Source organism: Pseudomonas sp. P135 (assembly GCF_020312125.1).
In the GTDB taxonomy this organism is placed as follows: domain Bacteria; phylum Pseudomonadota; class Gammaproteobacteria; order Pseudomonadales; family Pseudomonadaceae; genus Aquipseudomonas; species Aquipseudomonas fragariae.
Window position 1 is genome coordinate 1 of sequence record NZ_JAGPYR010000014.1, and the last position, 19,376, is coordinate 19,376.

General features: G+C 61.1%; 17 protein-coding genes and 1 pseudogene. 11 read left to right on the forward strand and 7 right to left on the reverse strand.

Annotated elements, in window-relative coordinates; translation table 11 throughout:
• Positions 1-264: 264 nt before the first annotated feature.
• Complete coding sequence (gene mhpT, locus KBY08_RS19005) at positions 265-1,485, reverse strand: 3-(3-hydroxy-phenyl)propionate transporter MhpT (RefSeq protein WP_024638119.1); 1,221 nt, start codon at positions 1,483-1,485, stop codon at positions 265-267.
• 328 nt (positions 1,486-1,813) lie between these two features.
• On the opposite strand from mhpT, the gene KBY08_RS19010 reads away from it, so the two are divergent.
• Positions 1,814-3,136, forward strand: a complete 1,323-nt coding sequence (locus KBY08_RS19010) for an OprD family porin (RefSeq protein ID WP_060406277.1) — start codon at positions 1,814-1,816, stop codon at positions 3,134-3,136.
• A gap of 29 nt (positions 3,137-3,165) precedes the next feature.
• Here KBY08_RS19010 and KBY08_RS19015 read toward each other — a convergent pair whose 3' ends face one another.
• A complete protein-coding gene (locus KBY08_RS19015) occupies positions 3,166-3,654 on the reverse strand; it encodes a MarR family winged helix-turn-helix transcriptional regulator (RefSeq protein ID WP_024660132.1) in 489 nt (162 codons plus the stop codon).
• Positions 3,655-3,865: 211 nt separating this feature from the next.
• Between KBY08_RS19015 and KBY08_RS19020 the strand changes: the two genes are divergently transcribed.
• The 5 genes from KBY08_RS19020 (at position 3,866) to KBY08_RS19040 (ending at position 10,001) form a co-directional block, all read left to right on the forward strand.
• Entirely contained in the window at positions 3,866-4,696 is an 831-nt protein-coding gene (locus tag KBY08_RS19020; protein WP_003401024.1) for a p-hydroxycinnamoyl CoA hydratase/lyase, read from the forward strand.
• A 66-nt stretch (positions 4,697-4,762) separates the two neighbouring features.
• A complete protein-coding gene (locus KBY08_RS19025; protein ID WP_024660133.1) occupies positions 4,763-6,211 on the forward strand; it encodes an aldehyde dehydrogenase in 1,449 nt (482 codons plus the stop codon).
• Positions 6,212-6,393: 182 nt separating this feature from the next.
• Positions 6,394-8,280: a feruloyl-CoA synthase gene (locus KBY08_RS19030; protein ID WP_177410954.1), complete on the forward strand. Its 1,887-nt coding sequence runs from the start codon at positions 6,394-6,396 to the stop codon at positions 8,278-8,280.
• Positions 8,277-9,527 carry a thiolase family protein gene (locus KBY08_RS19035; protein ID WP_111522566.1) on the forward strand — a complete coding sequence of 417 codons (1,251 nt, stop codon included), beginning with the start codon at positions 8,277-8,279 and terminating at the stop codon, positions 9,525-9,527. The genes KBY08_RS19030 and KBY08_RS19035 overlap by 4 nt, the downstream gene beginning before the upstream one ends.
• A gap of 132 nt (positions 9,528-9,659) precedes the next feature.
• The gene (locus KBY08_RS19040) at positions 9,660-10,001 is read left to right on the forward strand and encodes a hypothetical protein (RefSeq protein WP_003401038.1); all 342 of its coding nucleotides are present in this window, start codon (positions 9,660-9,662) and stop codon (positions 9,999-10,001) included.
• Between the two features lie 19 nt (positions 10,002-10,020).
• Here KBY08_RS19040 and KBY08_RS19045 read toward each other — a convergent pair.
• Positions 10,021-10,104 (reverse strand): annotated as a pseudogene (locus KBY08_RS19045) (RidA family protein); the annotation flags it as partial.
• Positions 10,105-10,132: 28 nt separating this feature from the next.
• On the reverse strand, positions 10,133-11,050 hold the full coding sequence (locus tag KBY08_RS19050; protein WP_003401040.1) for a LysR family transcriptional regulator: 918 nt from the start codon (positions 11,048-11,050) through the stop codon (positions 10,133-10,135).
• A 156-nt stretch (positions 11,051-11,206) separates the two neighbouring features.
• Between KBY08_RS19050 and KBY08_RS19055 the strand changes: the two genes are divergently transcribed.
• From KBY08_RS19055 to KBY08_RS19065, 3 genes are all read left to right on the forward strand, one after another.
• Positions 11,207-11,962: a 5-oxoprolinase subunit PxpA gene (locus KBY08_RS19055; protein ID WP_058823097.1), complete on the forward strand. Its 756-nt coding sequence runs from the start codon at positions 11,207-11,209 to the stop codon at positions 11,960-11,962.
• Between the two features lie 86 nt (positions 11,963-12,048).
• Positions 12,049-12,921 carry a 5-oxoprolinase subunit B family protein gene (locus tag KBY08_RS19060; protein WP_003344902.1) on the forward strand — a complete coding sequence of 291 codons (873 nt, stop codon included), beginning with the start codon at positions 12,049-12,051 and terminating at the stop codon, positions 12,919-12,921.
• On the forward strand, positions 12,918-13,892 hold the full coding sequence (locus KBY08_RS19065) for a biotin-dependent carboxyltransferase family protein (protein ID WP_011267917.1): 975 nt from the start codon (positions 12,918-12,920) through the stop codon (positions 13,890-13,892). Before KBY08_RS19060 ends, KBY08_RS19065 begins: the two co-directional genes overlap by 4 nt.
• A 5-nt stretch (positions 13,893-13,897) precedes the next feature.
• Here KBY08_RS19065 and KBY08_RS19070 read toward each other — a convergent pair whose 3' ends face one another.
• A complete protein-coding gene (locus tag KBY08_RS19070) occupies positions 13,898-14,479 on the reverse strand; it encodes a TetR/AcrR family transcriptional regulator (protein WP_024643273.1) in 582 nt (193 codons plus the stop codon).
• Positions 14,480-14,757: 278 nt separating this feature from the next.
• Here KBY08_RS19070 and KBY08_RS19075 point away from each other — a divergent pair, with 278 nt between their 5' ends.
• Complete coding sequence (locus KBY08_RS19075) at positions 14,758-15,942, forward strand: L-dopachrome tautomerase-related protein (protein ID WP_011267915.1); 1,185 nt, start codon at positions 14,758-14,760, stop codon at positions 15,940-15,942.
• A gap of 26 nt (positions 15,943-15,968) precedes the next feature.
• Entirely contained in the window at positions 15,969-16,277 is a 309-nt protein-coding gene (locus KBY08_RS19080) for a putative quinol monooxygenase (protein ID WP_011267914.1), read from the forward strand.
• 108 nt (positions 16,278-16,385) lie between these two features.
• On the opposite strand, the gene KBY08_RS19085 is transcribed toward KBY08_RS19080, so the two are convergent.
• Positions 16,386-17,717 (reverse strand): OprD family porin, encoded by a 1,332-nt coding sequence (locus tag KBY08_RS19085; RefSeq protein ID WP_024638125.1) that lies wholly within the window; start codon positions 17,715-17,717, stop codon positions 16,386-16,388.
• A gap of 69 nt (positions 17,718-17,786) precedes the next feature.
• Entirely contained in the window at positions 17,787-19,367 is a 1,581-nt protein-coding gene (locus tag KBY08_RS19090) for an MFS transporter (protein ID WP_111522568.1), read from the reverse strand.
• Between the last annotated feature and the right edge of the window lie 9 nt (positions 19,368-19,376).

Below are 19,376 nucleotides of genomic sequence, written 5' to 3' on the forward strand. Positions count from 1 at the left end.
TGGGCCCGGTGCGGCTAGCCTGGCGTCCTGCCAGGCTACCCCCGGATCAGCGCCAGGACTCAGCCGTCACTAACGTCGCACTCTGCGTCGACAGTGCCATCGCGATCAAAAAAGCAGCCTGAGATCTAAAACAAATCTCACTTAACCCCCAGAACGATGTGACACGGATTGCTCATTGTTATACATAAATCCGCTTTTGATTCTGGCCGGAGGCCGTGGGAGTGGACCGGGCGACGCTTCGCTTGTTGGCGAAGAGGGTCTTGATCAGCTCGACTCTGCAGCCTTGAGCTCACGCTGCTCGACGGCGACTGACCTGGACAGCACTGTGATCGCTGCCAGTGCGGCAATCACCAGGCCTGGCGAGGTAGCCAGCAGTACGCCGGCGGTTCCGGCGCCAGCGCCCAGCAGTTGTCCGGCTGCCAGGGGACCGGCGACCGAACCGAGACGGCCGATGGCCACTGCTGCACCCACACCGGTGGCACGTACCGAGGTCGGGTAGGCGGGCGGGGCCAGTGCATACAGCACCAACTGCGCGGCGATGACAAACACCCCGGCTGCAAACCCGGCAATGGCCATCGGTACGATACCGACCGACAGACCCACGCCTGCCAGCGCCGCGAGCAAACCGGCGTAGACGAACAGCACGACCTTGATGCCATTGCAGCGATCGAGCAACAACCCGCCCAGCAACGAGCCCAGCGCGCCGCCGATATTGAACAGCATCTGCACCATGCCTGCCTGCGGTTTGCTGAAACCCTGACCGATCAGCAGTGAAGGCAGCCAGTTGAGCAGCATGTACATCACGGTCAGGGTAAAGAAGTAGCCAAGCCATAAAGCCAGTGTCGTGCGCGCCCGGCCTTCGCCGAACAACGCAGTGGCGCTTGAATACCGAACGCTGTCAGCAGTGGTCTGCTGTTTGAAAGCGCTGGACTCGGGCAGTAACAGGATCATCAGCGGAGCTACCAGCAGCGGCACCAGACCGCCGATGATGAACGTGGTTTGCCAGTGCTCGCTGGTGAACATGGCCACAACCGCCGCGAGGGCACCACCCAATGGAACACCGGCGTACATGACGCTGATGGCCAGCCCGCGGTGACGTTCGCTGACGGCTTCTGCGCACAAGGCGATCAGATTGGGCAGCGCGGCCCCCAGACCCAGGCCGGTCATGAAGCGCACCAGCAACAGGCCGGAAAAGCTCTCGACATAAGCAGTGCTCAGTGAAAAGACCCCGAACAGCAGCACTGCGCTGACCAGAATCCTCTTGCGGCCGATGCGATCGGCGATCCATCCGCCAAAGAACGCGCCAGGCAGCAGCCCGATGATCCCGGCGCTGAATACCCAGCCCATCATTTTCGGATCGAGGGCGAAGGTCTGGCGCAATCCGGCGGCGGCCGTTCCCGCAGCCTGCAGGTCGAAGCCTTCGATGAGCGCAACGATAAAACACAAGACAATGGTCAGCGTCGATCGACGTAACGGACTGTTCATGGCAAGCCTCATTGTTGTTTTTGTTGTGGAGAAAAGCCTGTTCCCCAGCGCCAATCGAGGCGTTGTCACAGGTATTCATCAAGGTAACAAAAATAACTAAAAAGAGAATCTGGTCGAAAGACTCGTAAAAAACCGGGCTTAGTCTTTTAAAAACATTGAGTTAGAGGATTAATGTTGAGCGACCGATAAAGTAGTTAATCATATTAATGTTCGATTATCGGTCGGTTTGGATTGACGTCGCCGCTGAATATTTCAATTCTCTGCTCACGGACCTGCAATCAAGCGCCGGACCGACTCCAAAAACAACAACAATAAGTGGACACCGAACATGTCAAAGCTCGCTCATGATGCAGCAAGCACTGTGTCAGCTCCCTTTTTTAGTGGAAAACGTTGTGGCCTTGCGCTGGGCCTGCTGGGTATCAGTGCCATTCCCGACCCGGCACAGGCGCAGGGTTTTCTGGATGACAGCCATGGCACCCTGACGCTGCGCAACTATTATATGGACCGCGATTACAAGGATGATGGCACCAGGACTGCGACTCGGGAGTGGGCGCAGGGCTTCATCATGAATGCGGAGTCCGGCTTTACCCAAGGGCCGGTGGGGTTCGGCCTCGATGCGCGAGCGCTGGTCGGCGTGAAGCTGGATTCCTCGCCAGACCGCAGCGGCACCGAGCTGTTGCCGGTATCCGCCAGTGATGGCCGAGCGGCTGACGAGTATTCGCGGCTGGCCCTGACCGGCAAGCTGAAATTCCACGAAACCACGCTCAAGACCGGTGACGTGTCGATTTTCCTGCCATTCGCCTTCGCCAGTCCCTCGCGACTGTTGCCGCAGACCTTCCGTGGCACCACGCTGACCTCGAAGGATATAGATGACCTGACCCTCCATGCGGGCTACATCGACCGGGTCAACAAGCGTGACTCCAGCAACTACCAGCCCATCAGCATCGCTTCACCGAACCGCCGTTTCAACGGGGCGGCAACGTCGTCGCACATGGCTTATGCCGGAGGCGATTATCAGGTCGACAAGGACCTGAGCCTGCGTGCGTATCACGCCGAGGTCGACGATCTCTATACCCAGAACACTCTGGCCTTGTTGCACAAGCTGGCGATTGGCGACGGCGAACTGACCACCGATCTGCGCAGCTTTTTCAGCCGCGATACCGGCAGCGCGAAAGCCGGCGAAGTCGACAACCAGAACCTGTCCGCGTTGCTCGGCTACAGGTGGGGAGGGCACAGCGTCAGCCTTGGCTACATGCATTCCAGTGGCGACACGGCGACGCCTTATGTCTCGGGCACCGAGCTGATGGGGTTGAGCGAGATGACCATGAGCTCTGACTTCCTCAACGCCAAGGAGCGCACCTGGCAAGCTATCTACGACTATGACTTCACGGCGGTCGGGCTGGTCGGGTTGCGCAGTCGCCTGCGTTATGTGCGCGGCGACAACATCGAGCTGGCCGCTTTCAATGCCGATGATCGCAAGGAGCGTGAGTTTCAGATGGAGCTGGGCTACGTTGTGCAAAGCGGTCCACTGAAGAACGTCGGGCTGCTGGCGCGCAAGTCGATCTATCGCAACGATTTCCCGGCAGGTGCAGCCTTTCGTGACGAAAACCAGACACGCTTCATCGTGCAATACAGCTTGCCGCTCTGGTAATCACCCCGCCTTGACGGCAGGGAAGCCGTTTACGATTGATACACCTTTTTCAGCAACCTGAGCAGGTCCTGACGTTCCTTCTGATTCAGCGCGGCAGTGGATTCGAGGTCGCTGTCCACGGCGATCTGTTTCAGCTCGCGCAGCAGTGTTTCGCCGCTTTTGCTGAGAAAGATGCCGTACGAGCGCTTGTCCGGCTTGCAACGCACCCGGACGGCCAGCGCGCGCTCTTCGAGCTTGTTCAGTAACGGGACGACCTGAGGCGGTTCGATCGCCAGCGCCTTGGCCAGGTCTGCCTGCATGAGACCCGGGTTCTGCTCGATGATCGCCAGTGCCGAGAACTGCGCCGGGCGCAGGTCGTGTGCGGAAAGACGTCCGATCAGGTTCTGGAACAGCTTGAGCTGTGCGCGGCGCATGGCATAACCGATCAGATCATCCAGCGCAGAATCCGTTGGCAAACGTGCCTCGGCAGCCTGTACGGGAGCCTGGCAGGCGTCGGCGATGTCAGATGGCTTGGCCATTGAAAATGCGGTCCTTATGGTTTGATGGGTCAATCAGCCGATCAGTTTGCCGAGGTTGGCGAACGATAGCTATGGGGCATACGTGACTGTGACCAGCCTGTTCGGGCGGAGTGCCGAGATTTTGATTAATTTGAATAACAGTTAATTGACATAACTATATTTGCGGTTTAGCTTTGAGTCATCTTCAAGCCAAGAACAAGAGAGCATCGCCATGAGCAAATATGAAGGTCGCTGGTCAACCATCAAGGTCGAGATCGAGCAAGGTATTGCGTGGGTCATCCTCAATCGGCCGGAAAAGCGCAACGCCATGAGCCCGACCCTGAACCGCGAAATGATCGATGTGCTGGAAACCCTCGAGCAGGATCCCGATGCGGGGGTTCTGGTGCTGACCGGTGCGGGTGAGGCGTGGACCGCTGGCATGGACCTCAAGGAGTACTTCCGCGAGGTGGATGCCGGACCGGAAATTCTTCAGGAAAAAATCCGGCGCGAAGCCTCCCAGTGGCAGTGGAAGATGTTACGCATGTACGCCAAGCCAACCATCGCAATGGTCAACGGCTGGTGCTTTGGTGGTGGCTTCAGCCCGCTGGTGGCCTGTGATCTGGCGATCTGCGCCGATGAAGCGACCTTCGGCCTGTCGGAAATCAACTGGGGCATTCCGCCCGGCAACCTGGTGAGCAAGGCCATGGCCGACACCGTGGGCCACCGCCAGTCGCTGTACTACATCATGACCGGCAAAACCTTCAATGGTCAGAAGGCCGCTGAAATGGGCCTCGTCAATGAAAGCGTACCGCTGGCGCAACTGCGTCAGGTGACCATCGATCTGGCCAATAATCTGCTGGAAAAAAATCCGGTGGTGCTGCGCGCCGCCAAGCACGGCTTCAAACGCTGCCGCGAACTGACCTGGGAGCAGAACGAAGACTACCTGTACGCCAAGCTCGACCAGTCACGTCTGCTGGACAAGGAAGGCGGGCGCGAGCAGGGCATGAAGCAGTTCCTCGATGACAAGAGCATCAAGCCTGGCCTGGAAGCTTACAAACGCTAGTCGGGTAACCAGAAGTTTTAAAGCCGAGTCTGTCGTTCCTGATAAAGATAATAAAGAGGAATCACCATGCTGGACGTGCCCCTGCTGATCGGCGGCCAGTCGTGCCCCGCGCGTGACGGACGTACATTTGAACGCTGCAACCCGGTGACCGGCGAGGTGGTTTCACGGGTGGCCGCAGCGACTCTGGAAGATGCCGATGCGGCGGTCGCAGCCGCTCAGGCTGCGTTCCCCGGCTGGGCAGCGATGCTGCCCGGCGAGCGTCGGGCGCGTCTGCTTGAAGCTGCTGCGCAGTTGCAGGCCCGCAGCGGCGAGTTCATCGCTGCTGCCGGCGAAACCGGCGCAATGGCTAACTGGTACGGCTTCAACGTACGGCTGGCCGCCGACATGCTGCGCGAAGCGGCATCCATGACAACGCAGATTACCGGCGATGTGATTCCCTCCAATGTTCCCGGCAATTTTGCCATGGCGCTGCGCCAGCCCTGTGGTGTGGTCCTGGGTATCGCGCCGTGGAATGCGCCGGTGATTCTTGCCACGCGAGCCATTGCCATGCCACTCGCCTGCGGCAATACCGTGGTGCTCAAGGCTTCGGAGCTCAGCCCCGCCGTGCATCGGCTGATCGGCCAGGTGCTGCAGGATGCCGGGTTGGGTGACGGGGTGGTGAACGTGATCAGCAATGCGCCTGCCGATGCGCCGGCGATTGTCGAGCGTCTGATTGCCAACCCCGCAGTGCGACGGGTCAATTTCACCGGTTCCACTCATGTAGGCCGCATCGTCGGTGAGCTGTCGGCGCGGTATCTGAAACCGGCACTCCTGGAACTGGGTGGCAAGGCACCGTTTCTGGTGCTCGACGACGCCGATCTCGACGCGGCAGTAGAGGCTGCCGCCTTTGGCGCCTACTTCAATCAGGGCCAGATCTGCCTGTCCACCGAACGGCTGATCGTCGACCACAAGGTCGCCGATACCTTCGTTGCCAGGCTGACGGCCAAGATCAAAACGTTGCGCGCTGGCAATCCGGATGACAGTGAATCGGTCCTCGGGTCGCTGGTGGACGTGGGTGCCGGGACGCGCATCAAAGGCTTGATCGATGACGCCGTGGCGCGTGGCGCAACGCTGGTGATTGGCGGGCAGTTGCAGGGCAGCATTCTGCAACCGACGCTGCTCGACGGCGTGACAGACGCCATGCGCCTGTACCGCGAAGAGTCCTTCGGCCCGGTGGCCGTGGTGCTGCGCGGCGACGGTGACGAGGCGCTGTTGCGGCTGGCCAACGATTCGGATTTCGGTCTCTCGGCGGCGATTTTCAGTCGTGACACCAGCCGGGCCCTGGCGCTTGCGCAACGGGTCGAGTCCGGGATCTGCCATATCAACGGACCCACCGTGCACGACGAGGCGCAAATGCCGTTCGGCGGGGTGAAATCCAGTGGCTATGGCAGTTTCGGCGGCAAGGCTTCGATCGAGCAATTTACCCAGTTGCGCTGGGTGACGTTGCAGAACGGGCCACGGCACTATCCGATATGAGGCATCCGATATGAGGCCTCCGATCTGAACCCTTCCAGGCCGGCGGCAACGGTCTTTGCACAAGACTGAGCCTCCGGTGAGTCAGGCACAACAATAACAAGGCTGCAGCCTGGTGCTGCAACGCTCGGCCCGAACTGCTGCATGGCGTTTGGCGCCTGCGTACCTTGATGGAGAGAACGCACGTGAGTTCCGATATCAGATCGTCAACGCTGCAGAGTGAAGATAATCCACCGCGCTATCGTCAGGTCTCCATCGGCCACCCGCCCATCGAGGTGCGGGAAGAGCAGGGCGTTCTGCACATGCGGGCCCTGGAACCCCTGGCCCGGTTACCCGACCGGCTGCTCGACCGACTGGTGCATTGGGCGCAGTTGCGTCCGCAACAGACCTTCATTGCCGCCCGCGACAGCCGTGGCGGCTGGCGCAAGGTCAGTTATGCCGAGATGCTGACTGACGTGCGCGCTATCGCACAGAGCCTGCTGGCGTACGGACTTTCCGCCGATCGGCCGCTGGCGTTGCTGTCAGGTAATGACATCGAGCACTTGCAGCTCGCTCTGGGTGCCATGTACGCCGGCATTCCCTACTGCCCGATCTCACCGGCGTATTCGGTCATGTCTCAGGATTTCGCCAAGTTACGACACGTCTGCGACGTGCTGCGGCCAGGACTGGTATTTGTCAGTGATGCCGCGCCGTTTCAGAGAGCCATCGATGCGGTCATTGCGGCCGACACGCCGGTCATCACTGTACGCGGACAGCTCAATGGCAGGCCTGCGCTGAGCTTCGCCAGCCTGCTCGAAGAACCGGGTGGCAGCGAGGCGGATGCCGCTTTCCTGGCCAGCGGCCCCAACACCATCGCCAAGTTTCTGTTCACCTCGGGCTCGACCAAACTGCCCAAGGCGGTGGTGACCACCCAGCGCATGCTGTGTGCCAATCAACAGATGCTATTGCAAACATTTCCGGTGTTCGGTGAAGAGCCGCCCGTGCTGGTCGACTGGCTGCCCTGGAACCACACCTTCGGCGGCAGTCATAACCTCGGCATCGTGCTGTACAACGGTGGCACGTTCTATCTGGACAACGGCAAGCCAACCGCTCAAGGCTTCGCCGAGACCCTGCGCAACCTCAAGGAAATTTCGCCTACCGCTTACCTGACTGTGCCCAAGGGCTGGGAGGAGCTGGTCAACGCACTGGAGCAGGACGCCGAGCTGCGCGAGCGATTCTTCTCGCGTATCAAGCTGTTCTTCTTCGCCGCTGCCGGCCTGTCGCAAAGCATCTGGGATCGCCTTGACCGGGTGGCCGAGCAGCATTGCGGCGAGCGGATTCGCATGATGGCCGGGCTGGGCATGACCGAGGCTGCGCCGTCCTGCACCTTCACCACCGGGCCCTTGTCGATGGCCGGTTACATCGGCTTGCCCGCACCGGGATGCGAAGTGTGTCTGGTACCAGTGGATGGCAAGCTCGAAGGGCGTTTTCGTGGTCCGCACATCATGCCGGGCTATTGGCGCTCGCCGCAGCAGACTGCCGAAGTGTTCGACGAGAACGGCTTCTATTGCTCCGGCGATGCGATCAAGCTTGCCGATCCTGCGGCACCCGAGCTGGGCCTGATGTTCGACGGGCGTCTGGCCGAGGATTTCAAGCTGTCGTCGGGCGTGTTCGTCAGTGTCGGGCCGATGCGCAACCGCGCGGTGCTGGAAGGGTCGCCTTATGTGCAGGATGTGGTCATCACCGCGCCTGACCGCGAATGCCTCGGGGCGCTGGTGTTTCCCAGAGTGCACGAGTGTCGGCAACTGGCCGGGCTGGATGCACAGGCCACGGATGCACAGGTACTGGCCAGTGCGCCGGTACGTGAGTGGTTCGCCGGCTGGCTGGCGCGCCTGAATCAGGGCGCGAACGGCAACGCCAGCAGGCTGGAGTGGATCGTGCTGCTTGATCAGCCCGCGTCCATTGATCGCGGCGAAATCACCGACAAGGGGTCGATCAACCAGCGCGCTGTTCTGCAGTGGCGCGCAGACAAGGTCGCAGCGCTGTACCGTGATCAGGATCCGGACAAGCTCCGTGCCGAGCCCAAGGCATGAGTGGCAGCGGGCAGTATTCGGCATTCAGTGACGTGGCCATCGTCGATGCGGTGCGCACGCCCTGGGTGGATCTGGGCGGTGCTCTGGCACCTGTCTCGCCCATCGATCTGGGTATCAAGGTCGGCCGCGAGGTTCTGGCGCGTGCCTCCATTCAGGCGGATCAGGTCGACAGCGTACTGGCCGGTTCGATGGCGCAGGCCAGTTTCGATGCCTACCTGCTGCCCCGGCACATCGGCCTGTACAGCGGCGTCGCGCACAGCGTTCCGGCATTGGGTGTGCAGCGTATCTGTGCCACCGGTTTCGAATTGTTGCGCCAGGCCGCCTTGCACGTGGGCGAAGGCGGGCAGATGGCGCTGTGCGTCGCCGCCGAGTCCATGTCGCGCAACCCGATCGCGGCCTATACCCACCGCAATGGCTTCTCGCTCGGTGCCGCTGTGCAGTTCAAGGATTTTCTCTGGGAAGCGCTGTATGACCCGGCACCGGCGATGGACATGATCGCCACGGCAGACAACCTCGCAAGGCGTCATGGGTTGAGCCGTGAGGCGGTGGACAGCTATGCCTTGCTCAGCCATGAACGGGCGCTGCAGTCGCAGATTTCCGGTAAGTGGGCTGAGGAAATTGTGCCGGTCCGCAATGAGCGCTTTGCGCTGGAAGGCTATCAGCCGCGTGGCATCGAGTTGCCGCGAGGGGTTGAAGTGGTCGCGCAGGACAGCCATCCGCGTGCGACCCATCTGGCAGCGCTGTCGCGTCTGCGCGCCATTCACGCGAACGGGGTGCAGACCGCAGGCAATAGCTGTGCGGTGGTCGATGGCGCGGCGGCGGTCTTGGTGGGGCGTGCTTCACAATCGACGAGACCGGTGTTGGCGCACCTGCTGGCCAGCGCGGTGACGGGGGTCGCCCCAGAGTTCATGGGCATCGGCCCCGCACCTGCGATTCGCTTGCTGTTGCAGCGCAGCGGGCTGACGCTGGGCGATATTGGTCGACTGGAAATCAATGAAGCGCAGGCTGCTCAGGTCCTGGCGGTGGCACAAACGCTGGAACTGGATCACGAGCGGCTCAACTGCCTGGGTGGATCACTGGGCCTGGGCCACCCGTTGGCAGCCACCGGGCTGCGTCTGGTCATGACCCTGGCCCGGCAACTGCGCGACGCAGGCTTGCGCTACGGTATCGCTGCAGCCTGCGTCGGCGGCGGGCAAGGCATGGCGCTGCTGATCGAGAATCCCCGCTATGCCTGCAGCGCTGTCTGACCAGGAAAATGCCCGCAAATGCGACATTTTCCTGCGTTAAACGCTACGCCCCACGCACGTCATCCTTTAGCGCTTGACCGAATCGTGGCGAACGGTGAATCTCGCATCTCTCGATCCCACGGAACCCCGTCTATGCGTGCCCTCGCTGAGCTTTCTTTCGATTTCGTCTGGCATTTGATGTTCACGGATGACAAGCAGCTCGACCAGGATCTGGCGGTGCGCTCGCTGGAAAATCTTTGCGATTGCTTTTCGTCGATGTCCGACGAAGAGAAAAGGGCGTTCATCGCGGTGGCTCATGAACGCAAGGCGCGCCTTTTCGCTGTGCCCGATGCCGACGGCTACTCGCCGATACGCCTGGCCACCGAAGAGCAGGCGCAGTTTCTCGATCATGTGGTGTCCGGGCAGTTCTTCCAGCAGTTCGAAGAGCCCCTGGCGGCGGATGCCAGCGACCGCGTGGTGCCGATTCGCCGCTGAGCGGACTCACGCCGCCGGGTTAGTGCCCGGTGGCTTCCGGCAACCTGGCGATGACCTTGATCTCGAAATCAAAGCCATACAGCCAGGTCACTCGGCCACCGGTACGCCATCCGCAATAGCGTGCCGCGGGTTCAACGCCGTGCCGACAGTTGCTGCGGGGCCAGAAATGCATCATGGAAATAGTTGCGGAATGCCTGCATCGCCGGGCTCAGTTCTCGTTCGCGGTGCCAGGCCAGGCCGACGCTCATGGGCGTTACCGTGTCGGTGACGGTGATCGTTTCGATACGCTTGCCTTCCAGCGACCAGGGGCGATGCACCAGATCGGAAAGGATCGCCACGCCGCTGCCGTTGGCGACCATGCTGCGCACGGCTTCCACCGAGCTGGTGCGGATTCTGACGTTGGGCTGCTGTCCGGCCAGCTCCCAATAGCGCATGGCGCTTTGTTCGGCTTCGTCGACGGTCAACAGGATATAGGGCTCCTGCGCGACGTCGGCGAGGCTGACAGAAGCGCGTTGGCACAGTGGGTGATGGCTGGACAGCCACAGGCGGCGTTCGGAGTTGAACAACGTTTCCGAAATGATATCCGGGTGAGTGATGTTTGCTGTCAGCACCACCGCCATGTCGAAGCGACCTTGCAGCAGGCCTTGTTCGATGGCGTGTCGTTCCTGCTCATGCACTTCGATGGCCACGTCCGGGTGCCAGTGTTCCAGGCGCTGCAAATGATGCGGCAGAAAGTAGCCGATGACCGTGTAGCTGGCGGCCAGGCGCAATACGCCGCTGGCACGGATATCGGGCAGCGGACTGTTCAGCGCATCATCGACGCTGCGCAGAATGACGTAAGCCCTGTTGAGAAAATGACGGCCTGCTTCAGTCAGGCTCATGCCCTGCGCCGAGCGCTGAAACAGCAGGGTGCCGAGCATGCCCTCCAGTTCCTTGATCGCCGTGGTGACCGCCGATTGGGAAATGTTCAGGTGAATGGCCGCCTGCGATATCTGCCCGATCTCGGCAGTTGCCACGAAATAACGGACCTGGCGCAGGGTCAGGGACATAAGCACTCCAGACAGACGTTCCACTGGGCGGGGTATCTGTTTTTCAGAAGATGGCGTATCTGTTAATAGATCTACCCAAGGGGTGCAACTGAATTTAACGTGCTTTGCATGAAGCCGGATAGCCCCTTGTCCGGCCAGCCCACAGGAGCAACAGCCATGCAGGTGGATTTCAACTCGGACATGGGTGAAAGCTTTGGCGCGTGGACCATTGGTGACGGCGTCGATACTGAATTGATGACGTTCATCAGCTCCGCCAATATTGCGACCGGTTTTCACGCCGGTGACCCTGGCACCATGCGTCGCACGATCGAGCAGGCGAAACGTCTGGGCGTTGCTATCGGCGCACACCCAGGGTTCCGCGATCTGGTCGGCTTTGGCCGCCGACATATCAACTCGACGCCCCAGGAACTGGTCGACGACATGCTCTACCAACTGGGTGCCCTGCGCGAACTGGCGCGGGTGCAGGGCGTGGCCTTGCAGCATTTCAAACCACACGGCGCCTTGTACATGCACCTGGCCAGGGACGAAGCCGCAGCCCGACTGCTGGTGGAGAACCTGCAGCGCCTGGAGCCTGATTTGCTGCTCTACTGCATGCCCGGTTCGGTTATCTGCAAGATCGCCGAAGAGCTGGGCCAGCCGGTGATCCGCGAGTTCTACGCTGATCGCGCTTACGACCTCAGCGGCTCCATCGTCTTCACTCGTCACGTACGCGCCCTGGACCCGACCGAAGTCGCAGCCCGCGTGGTGCGCGCATGCCTGCAAGGTCTGGTGCGTACTGTCGAGGGTGAGGACCTGAGCATCGAATTCGATTCGATCTGCCTGCACAGCGACACGCCGGGCGCGCTGGACCTTGCAGAAGCGACACGCCTGGCGCTAGACGCTGCAGGCATCGAGGTGCGTGCACCGCGTTGAGTCAAAGGCATCGTGTGCACAGACGCACGAGCCGTGTTACTGATTTTTGCCTGCCGTTCTACAACGATTTCAAGAAAGGAACAGACATGGCTGATCCGATTCGCTACAGCTTTGGCGCTGATGAACATCTGTTCGCCGAGGTCAGTGACAGTATGTCGCTGGAAGCATTTTTCAAGGGGCTGGCGGTGACCCGTGCGGTCGAGCGTCTGGCGCTGGACGGTGTGCTGGACGTGTGCCTGGCCAACGCGTCATTCCAGATTCGTTTTGACCCGGACCGCATCGCACCACACGTCTTGCTTGAAGCGGTGAGGGCGGCCGAGGCCGGTGCGGTCGCCGAACGTACCCTGCAGACCCGGATCATCGAGATCCCGGTGCTGTACAACGATCCATGGACCCACGAGACCCTGATGCGTTTTCGTGACCGCCATCAGGACCCCGGTTCCACCGACCTGGAATACGCTGCGCGCATCAATAACCTGGCGGATGTCGATGCCTTCATCGCCGCACACAGCGGCGCACCGTGGTTCGTTTCGATGGTCGGTTTTGTCGCCGGTCTGCCGTTCATGTTCCAGATGGTGGAACGCGAGCGTCAGCTGCAGGTGCCCAAATACCTGCGTCCGCGCACCGATACTCCCAAGCACACACTCGGCCACGGCGGCTGCTTCGGCTGCATCTATTCGGTACGCGGAGCGGGCGGTTATCAGATGTTTGGCGTCACTCCGGCGCCGATCTATGACCCGCAGCAGAAGCTGGCCTACCTGAAAGAGCACATGGTGTTCTTCCGGCCGGGCGATATCGTCCAGTTCAAACCGCTTGACCGGCAAGCCTACGACGAGGCTGTCGCAGAGGTGGAAGCCGGGCGCTTCGACCTGCTCATCCGCCCGGTCGAGTTTTCACTGGATGCCTTTCTGGCCGATCCAGTGGGCTATCCCAAGTCGTTGCAGGAGGTGCTGGCATGATCAAGGTGCTCAAACCCGGTCTGGCCACCTCGGTTCAGGACCTCGGCCGCGAGGGCTATTATCACCTGGGCATTCCGCCCTCCGGTGCGCTCGACCAGTACGCCCTCAGCGCCGCCAATCAGCTGGTCGGCAATCCACCCGGCGCGGCCGGGCTTGAATGCACGCTGCTGGGACCGGAACTGGAGTTTCAGTGCGATACGCTGGCTGCGGTCTGCGGCGCACACATGGCGGCGCGCCTCGACGGTGTGGAAATGCACCACGACACCGCCTTTGCGGTGAAGGCCGGGCAAGTGCTGCGTTTCGACTTTCCCAAGGACGGTGCGCGCACCTATCTGGCCGTCGCCGGCGGCATTGATGTGCCGCTGGTGCTGGGCAGCCGTTCGACTTACACGTTGGGTGCGCTTGGCGGTTTTCAGGGTCGTAGACTGGCCGCTGATGACCAGCTGCCGATAGGCACACCCAGCGGCAAGGGACGTGCCGGCGCCAGTCTGCCAATGGCCTTGCGCCAGTCTCTGGGTGGTGAGGTGTATCTGCGGGTCGTGCCGGGCCTGTATTACGAGCGCCTGACCGAATTTGCTGCCACCAGTTTTTTCTCCGAGCCCTGGAGCGTAGGGTCGGAAGCCGACCGCATCGGTTATCGCTTCAAGGGGGGCAGGGCGCTGACCTTCCAGCCCAGGGAGCAGCCCTTCGGCGCCGGCTCCGATCCGTCCAATATCGTCGACAGCTGCTACCCGATCGGTTCGATTCAGGTGCCTGCCGGGCTGGAACCGATTGTGTTGCACCGTGATGCGGTGTCGGGCGGGGGCTACGCGATGATCGGCACGGTGATCAGCGCGGACCTGGATCTGATCGGTCAGATGCAACCCAATCAGACCGCCCGATTCGTGGCCGTAACGCTGGAGGAGGCGCTGGAGGCGCGCAAGTCATACAAGAAGAAGCTGGCGTGCCTGAGCAAACTGTTTCCTTCCTGAGGCTGTCAGTCGGCCTGCCCGGACTCCAGTTGTGCCCGCATCTTCGCGCGGCACACCTCGAGTATTTCGTCCGCCAGCGGCGAGTCATTCGGGCAGCTGCGTGACAGCAGCAGTGCCCCCAGCGCATGGGCAAAGCGGTCGATGGTGTTTGCCCGTGCCTGCTTCCATTCTTCGTCGTCGGGCGCTGCCTGCGCGGGAGCAAGCGCTGCCAGCAGGCTTTCGATGCCTTCGGCGAAGGTTGCTTTGACCTCGTCCGACTGGCGCGCTGCATCGCCGCTCAGCGCGGCCATGGGGCACCCCGTGCCAAGGTTGTCACGATGCTCCCGGGACAGGTAGTGATCAATGAACTGCGCTGGATCGATGCCGGTCGATTTCGCCACGGTCTGCGCGATGGCGCAGGCTGCCGACTCGGCCATCAGGTCGGATTTGGAAGCGAAATGCTTGTAGAACCCGCCGTGGGTAAAGCCTGCCGCAGCCATCAGATCGGCCACCCCGACACCGTCATAGCCATGCTCGCGAAACTGGACGGACGCCGTCTCGACGATGTGTGCCCGGTTGGCCTGGGCCTGCGCCTTGGTAACTCTCATGCAGGTTGCCTCTTTGCCTGTCTGGTGGTGGCTGTCTGGGCCTGGAAGAGCGTGAATATAGCATTGATGCTGACCGTCATCAAAACCGCTGATCGTCAGGATGCTGGCTGCAGGAGATGGCTGGCAAGCAACACGGATCTTCGCCCTCGCGTTGAAAGTGTTAGCGTATTCCCCGCGTTTTTCTTTGTAACAAGAAAGCTCAGACTAGTCGTCAACCTGTTTATGGCACACAAAGCCCCCAATGCTGATGGGCAGTTGGCCCCTCAGGAGAGAGCACTATGCATCGAACGAAAATTTCCGCAGCACTGGCCATGATTTCCGCCGCCACACTCGCTACTTCGCTGGCCTACGGCGCGACCGCCATTCCATTGCCTGCCAGTGCGCCTGCCGACAAACCGATCGGCAAGCTCGAACAGGTGCATGCCTTTTATGACGCGATGCCTACCGGCGTGACGGTGACTGAAACCGGACGGATCTTCGTCAATTTCCCGCGTTGGGGTGACAAGGTGCCGTTTACTGTGGGCGAGATTCGTGACGGCAAAGTGGTTGCCTACCCCGATCTGGCGGTCAACAAGGAGAACCCCAAAGACCCTGGCGACGGGCTGATCAGCGTGCAGAGTGTGGTCGCCGACGGCAAGGGTCGTGTCTGGCTTCTGGACACGGCCGCACCGGGCTTTGCGTCTCCGCGTCGAGGCGGCGCCAAACTGGTTGCGGTGGACCTGGCCACCAACCGGATCGTCAAGCGCCTGGTGTTTCCGGATAACGTCATCTTGCCCGGCACTTATGTCAACGACATGCGCTTTGACTTGCGCAAGGGAGCGGAGGGGACGGTCTATGTAACGGACTCATCCTTGAGCGGGCCGGGCGCGATCATTGTCATGGACATTGCCAGCGGCCACGCCGTGCGGCGCTTGAACGGGGCGCAGGCTACGTCTGTCGATCCGGCTTTCGTACCCGTCGTCGAAGGTGTTGCTGTGCTGGGCGATGGCCCGAACGGAACGCGCAAACCGGTCGGCGTCGCCTCGGACGGCATTGCGTTGTCGGCAGACGGCAAGACACTGTATTTCTCGCCGTTGTCCAGCCGCCATCTGTATGCCGTGGCCACCGAGCTGTTGAACGACAGCAAGGTCAGCGAGCAGCAGTTGGCAGCGGCGGTGCAGGACCTCGGGGAAAAAGGCGCTTCGGATGGCCTGGAGGCTGATGCCAAAGGCGCGGTATACGCAGGCGACTACGAGCATAATTCGATTCGCAAACGCCTGCCGGATGGCACCTGGCAAACGGTGGCACACGATCCGCGCATGCTGTGGCCTGACACCTTGTCGATCGGCCCGGATGGCTACCTGTACTTCATCGTCAACCAGCTGCACCGCCAGGCCAACTTCAACGCCGGCCACGACAAGCGGGAAAAACCCTACAGCCTGCTGCGTTTGAAAATAGACGCTGCGCCCGCACCTACCCATTGATCGAATCGAATACCGGAGCATCGATAATGAACGCACCTGCAAAGCCATTGGCCTTGATGGCAGTCCTGAAAGCCAGTGCCGGCAAAGAGTCGGCCCTGAAACACGCATTATCGGCACTCGTGGAACCGACCCGAGCGGAGCCGGGCAATATCGAGTACACACTGTTCGAAGCGCGTGATGAGCGCGGCACGTTCTACATGCGTGAATGCTTCAAGGATCAGGCAGCACTGGACGCCCATGTCGCCACGCCGCACTACCAGCAGTTCGCGGCGGTCAGCGGCGAGTTGCTGGCAGAGCCGCCGCAGCTGATATTCCTGGATCAGGTATCGAGCTGAGTGTCCGAAAGGGCCCGGTCAGTCCGGGCCTGTTCACAGTGAGTTGATCAGTTTTGCAAAAGGAGTGGGCTAATGAACCAGCACACAGCATTGAGCACCGCCGATATCTCAGAAAATATTGATCGGGTAACTCACGATCACCCGGTGCTCATCGGAATCACGCTGGCTGGCGAATTCGGTGCGCAGTTGCGCGTGGCGTAGCGCGATGCTGAGGTTTTTTGCCGGGCCGGACTGCACCACATAACTCAGGGTCACGTTGCGTTCCCATTCCTTCTTGTCGCCGTCGGACGTCTGGATGTTCGAGCCGCTTTCATACATCGCCAGGAAGTTCAGGCCGGGGACGCCCAGTCTGGCGAAGTCGTAGCCGTAGCGAACCTGCCAGGTACGTTCTCCGGCACGCTGGAATTTACCGATCATTGACTCGGTCATGAAATAGGCAGTCGAGCCGTCACCCTGATTCAGCCAGACCGCGTCACTGTCGCCGGTCACGGCCTGGTAACCCGCAGCGAACGTATGGCCATTGATCAGGTAAGTGAACTGGGCGCTGGACAGGCGGCTGTCGACTTCACCCTTGGTGACGCCGTTGCCGTAATAACCCACTGTGTAGAACGCCGGGTCGTGACCGTTGGCGCCGTCCGAGCGGTTGTCGAAATGGCGCAGGTCGGTGCGCAGGGTGCCCGGACCCAGTTGCATGTCGTATTTCAGGCCCAGAAAGTTCTGCTTGTAAAAGTTTTCCAGGTTGCCGTAGTAGTACTGCAAGGTCAGGTCTTTGGTCGGTTTGTAATCGACGCCTGCATAGTAGAACTTGTTGACGAACTCGCCGGTCAGCGGGTTGTTTGCACCCGGGATGGACATGCCCATCTGATTGGTCGAACCACGGCCCATGACATGTTCCAGCTGGCCTGCCGTGAAGGTGAAGTCCTTCAGGTCGCCAGACTGAATCTGCCCGCCACGAAAAGTCTGTTGCAACATGCGGTCGGTGGACATTACCACCGGCAGCATCGGCACCAGCGTGCCGTATTTCAGTTCGGTTTTGGAGACGCGTGCCTTGAGCGTCGCGCCCAGGCTGCTGAACTCGTCGACCGCACGACCGTCGCTGTCCGTGGGGAAGATATTGCCGTTGAACGCCGTGCTTTGTGGGTTGTAGTGACGGCCTTTGCCCGAGTCCAGACGAATGCCCAACTGGCCGAGTGCGTCGACACCGAAGCCCACTGTGCCCGGCGTGTAGCCTGACTGGTAGTTGAGCATGAAGCCCTGGCCCCACTCCTGCGTGTAGTTCGGGTCGGCAGCGCCGCTGCGATTGTCTGCGTTACTGAAAAAGTTGCGCGCGAGAATGCTGGCCTTGCTGTCCTCGAGAAAACCTTCGGCGTAGCTCTGCTGAGCGATCAGCAGACCACAAAAGCCCGCAACGAAAGGGGTGGCGCGATTGATACGCTCCATCGGGTTCATCCTCATGCTGTAATTAAGTGTTTTTTGAGAGGCAGAGTCAGGCGGCAGTCAGGTTTCTTGTTATTTTTCAGGCGCAGGTGTTGCGCATGAATCCGTTGCAGGCGTTGTTGCACCGGGTACCCGATGAAGGGTGACGCGAGGCAGACGATGCAGCACCAGCAGCGCGAGCACGCCCAGCCCGGCGCATGTCAGCAGCCCCGTGCCCACCGCTTGGGCGAGGGCGGTGCGGGCTATCAATAGCGCCGCATCGACATCGGCGGGCGTGTGCTGCAGCAGAACCTGAGGGTCGGCCAGGCGCGGTAGGGCCGACGCCTGACCTGCTGCGTTCAGCGCACTTTGCAGGTTGGCGACATACAGCACCTTGACCAGCACGCCCATGGCCGCCGTACCCAGCAAACCGCCGACCAGTCGCAAGGACTGGGTCAGTGCCGTGGCGATACCGAGAAATTGCCGTTCGGCGAGCGTCTGGGTGAACACGGTCAGGTTGAGCAGAATGAAACCCAGCCCCAGCCCCGCCAGCAGAATGAGCCCCAGCAAGGTGCTGAACCCGGCATGCAGCCCGACCAGTGCCAGGGCAATGCAGGCGACTGACAAGGCCGCGAACCCGGCGACCGGCAGCCGGTTGGGGTTGGCCATGCGTGTGACGATCCGGTTGTTGACGATGGCGCCCAGGGTGATGCTCAGCGCCAGCGGGGTAAGCAGTAACCCGGCGTCTTTTGGCGAGTAGCCGTAGCTGCCCTGCAAGAGCAGCGGCAGGTAAAAAAGAAGGGTGAACATGATGGCGCCGGCCAGCAGCGACATGATGAACAGCAGGCGGATGCTGCGGTTGGAGAATAGTCCGGCGGGGAGCAAGGCAAAGGCACAACGGCGCTCCTGAAACCAGAGCCCGGTCATGGCGACGAGGGTTACAGCGCCACAGGTCAGACTGATCGACAGGGAGCGCTGGCCCAGCCATTCGACGAACAGTTGCAGGCTGCCCAGCGTCAGTACGATCAATAAAGCCCCGAGCCAGTCGAGCCGGATCGCACCGGCAGAATGGGCTCGATGCCCTTGCGGGCGATACCACGGCAGAAAGCGCCAGGCAAAAAACAAGGCAACCACGCCCAGGGGCAGGTTCAACCAAAACACCGAACGCCAGCCAAACTCGCCGGAAAGATAACCCCCCAGCCCCGGACCGATGGCATTGACCACGCTGAACATGGCGCTCAGCAACACCTGCCAGCGCAACCGCTGGCGGGTGTCGGGAAACAGCTCCGGCACACAGGCAAAGGCGGTACCGATCAACATGCCGCCGCCCACACCTTGCAAGGCTCGCCCGATCACCAGCACCAACATGCTGTCTGCCAGTGCGCAGAGCAGCGAGGCCAGCGTGAAGATGACTGTGGCGGCCAGCACGAACGGTTTGCGCCCGTAAAAATCGCCCAGCCGGCCAAAGATCGGGATGGTCACGATAGAGGCCAGCAGATAGCCGGTGGCGACCCAGGCGTACAGCTCGAAACCGTTGAGCTCGGCGACAATGCTGGGCAGTGCGTTGCCGATGACCGTCTGATCCAGCGCGGAAAGGCCCAGCACCAGTGATATGCCAAGCATCGCCAACAACGCCTGTTTGAAGGTCAGGGCTGGATGGCTCGGCGTTGTCATGTCGAGGTG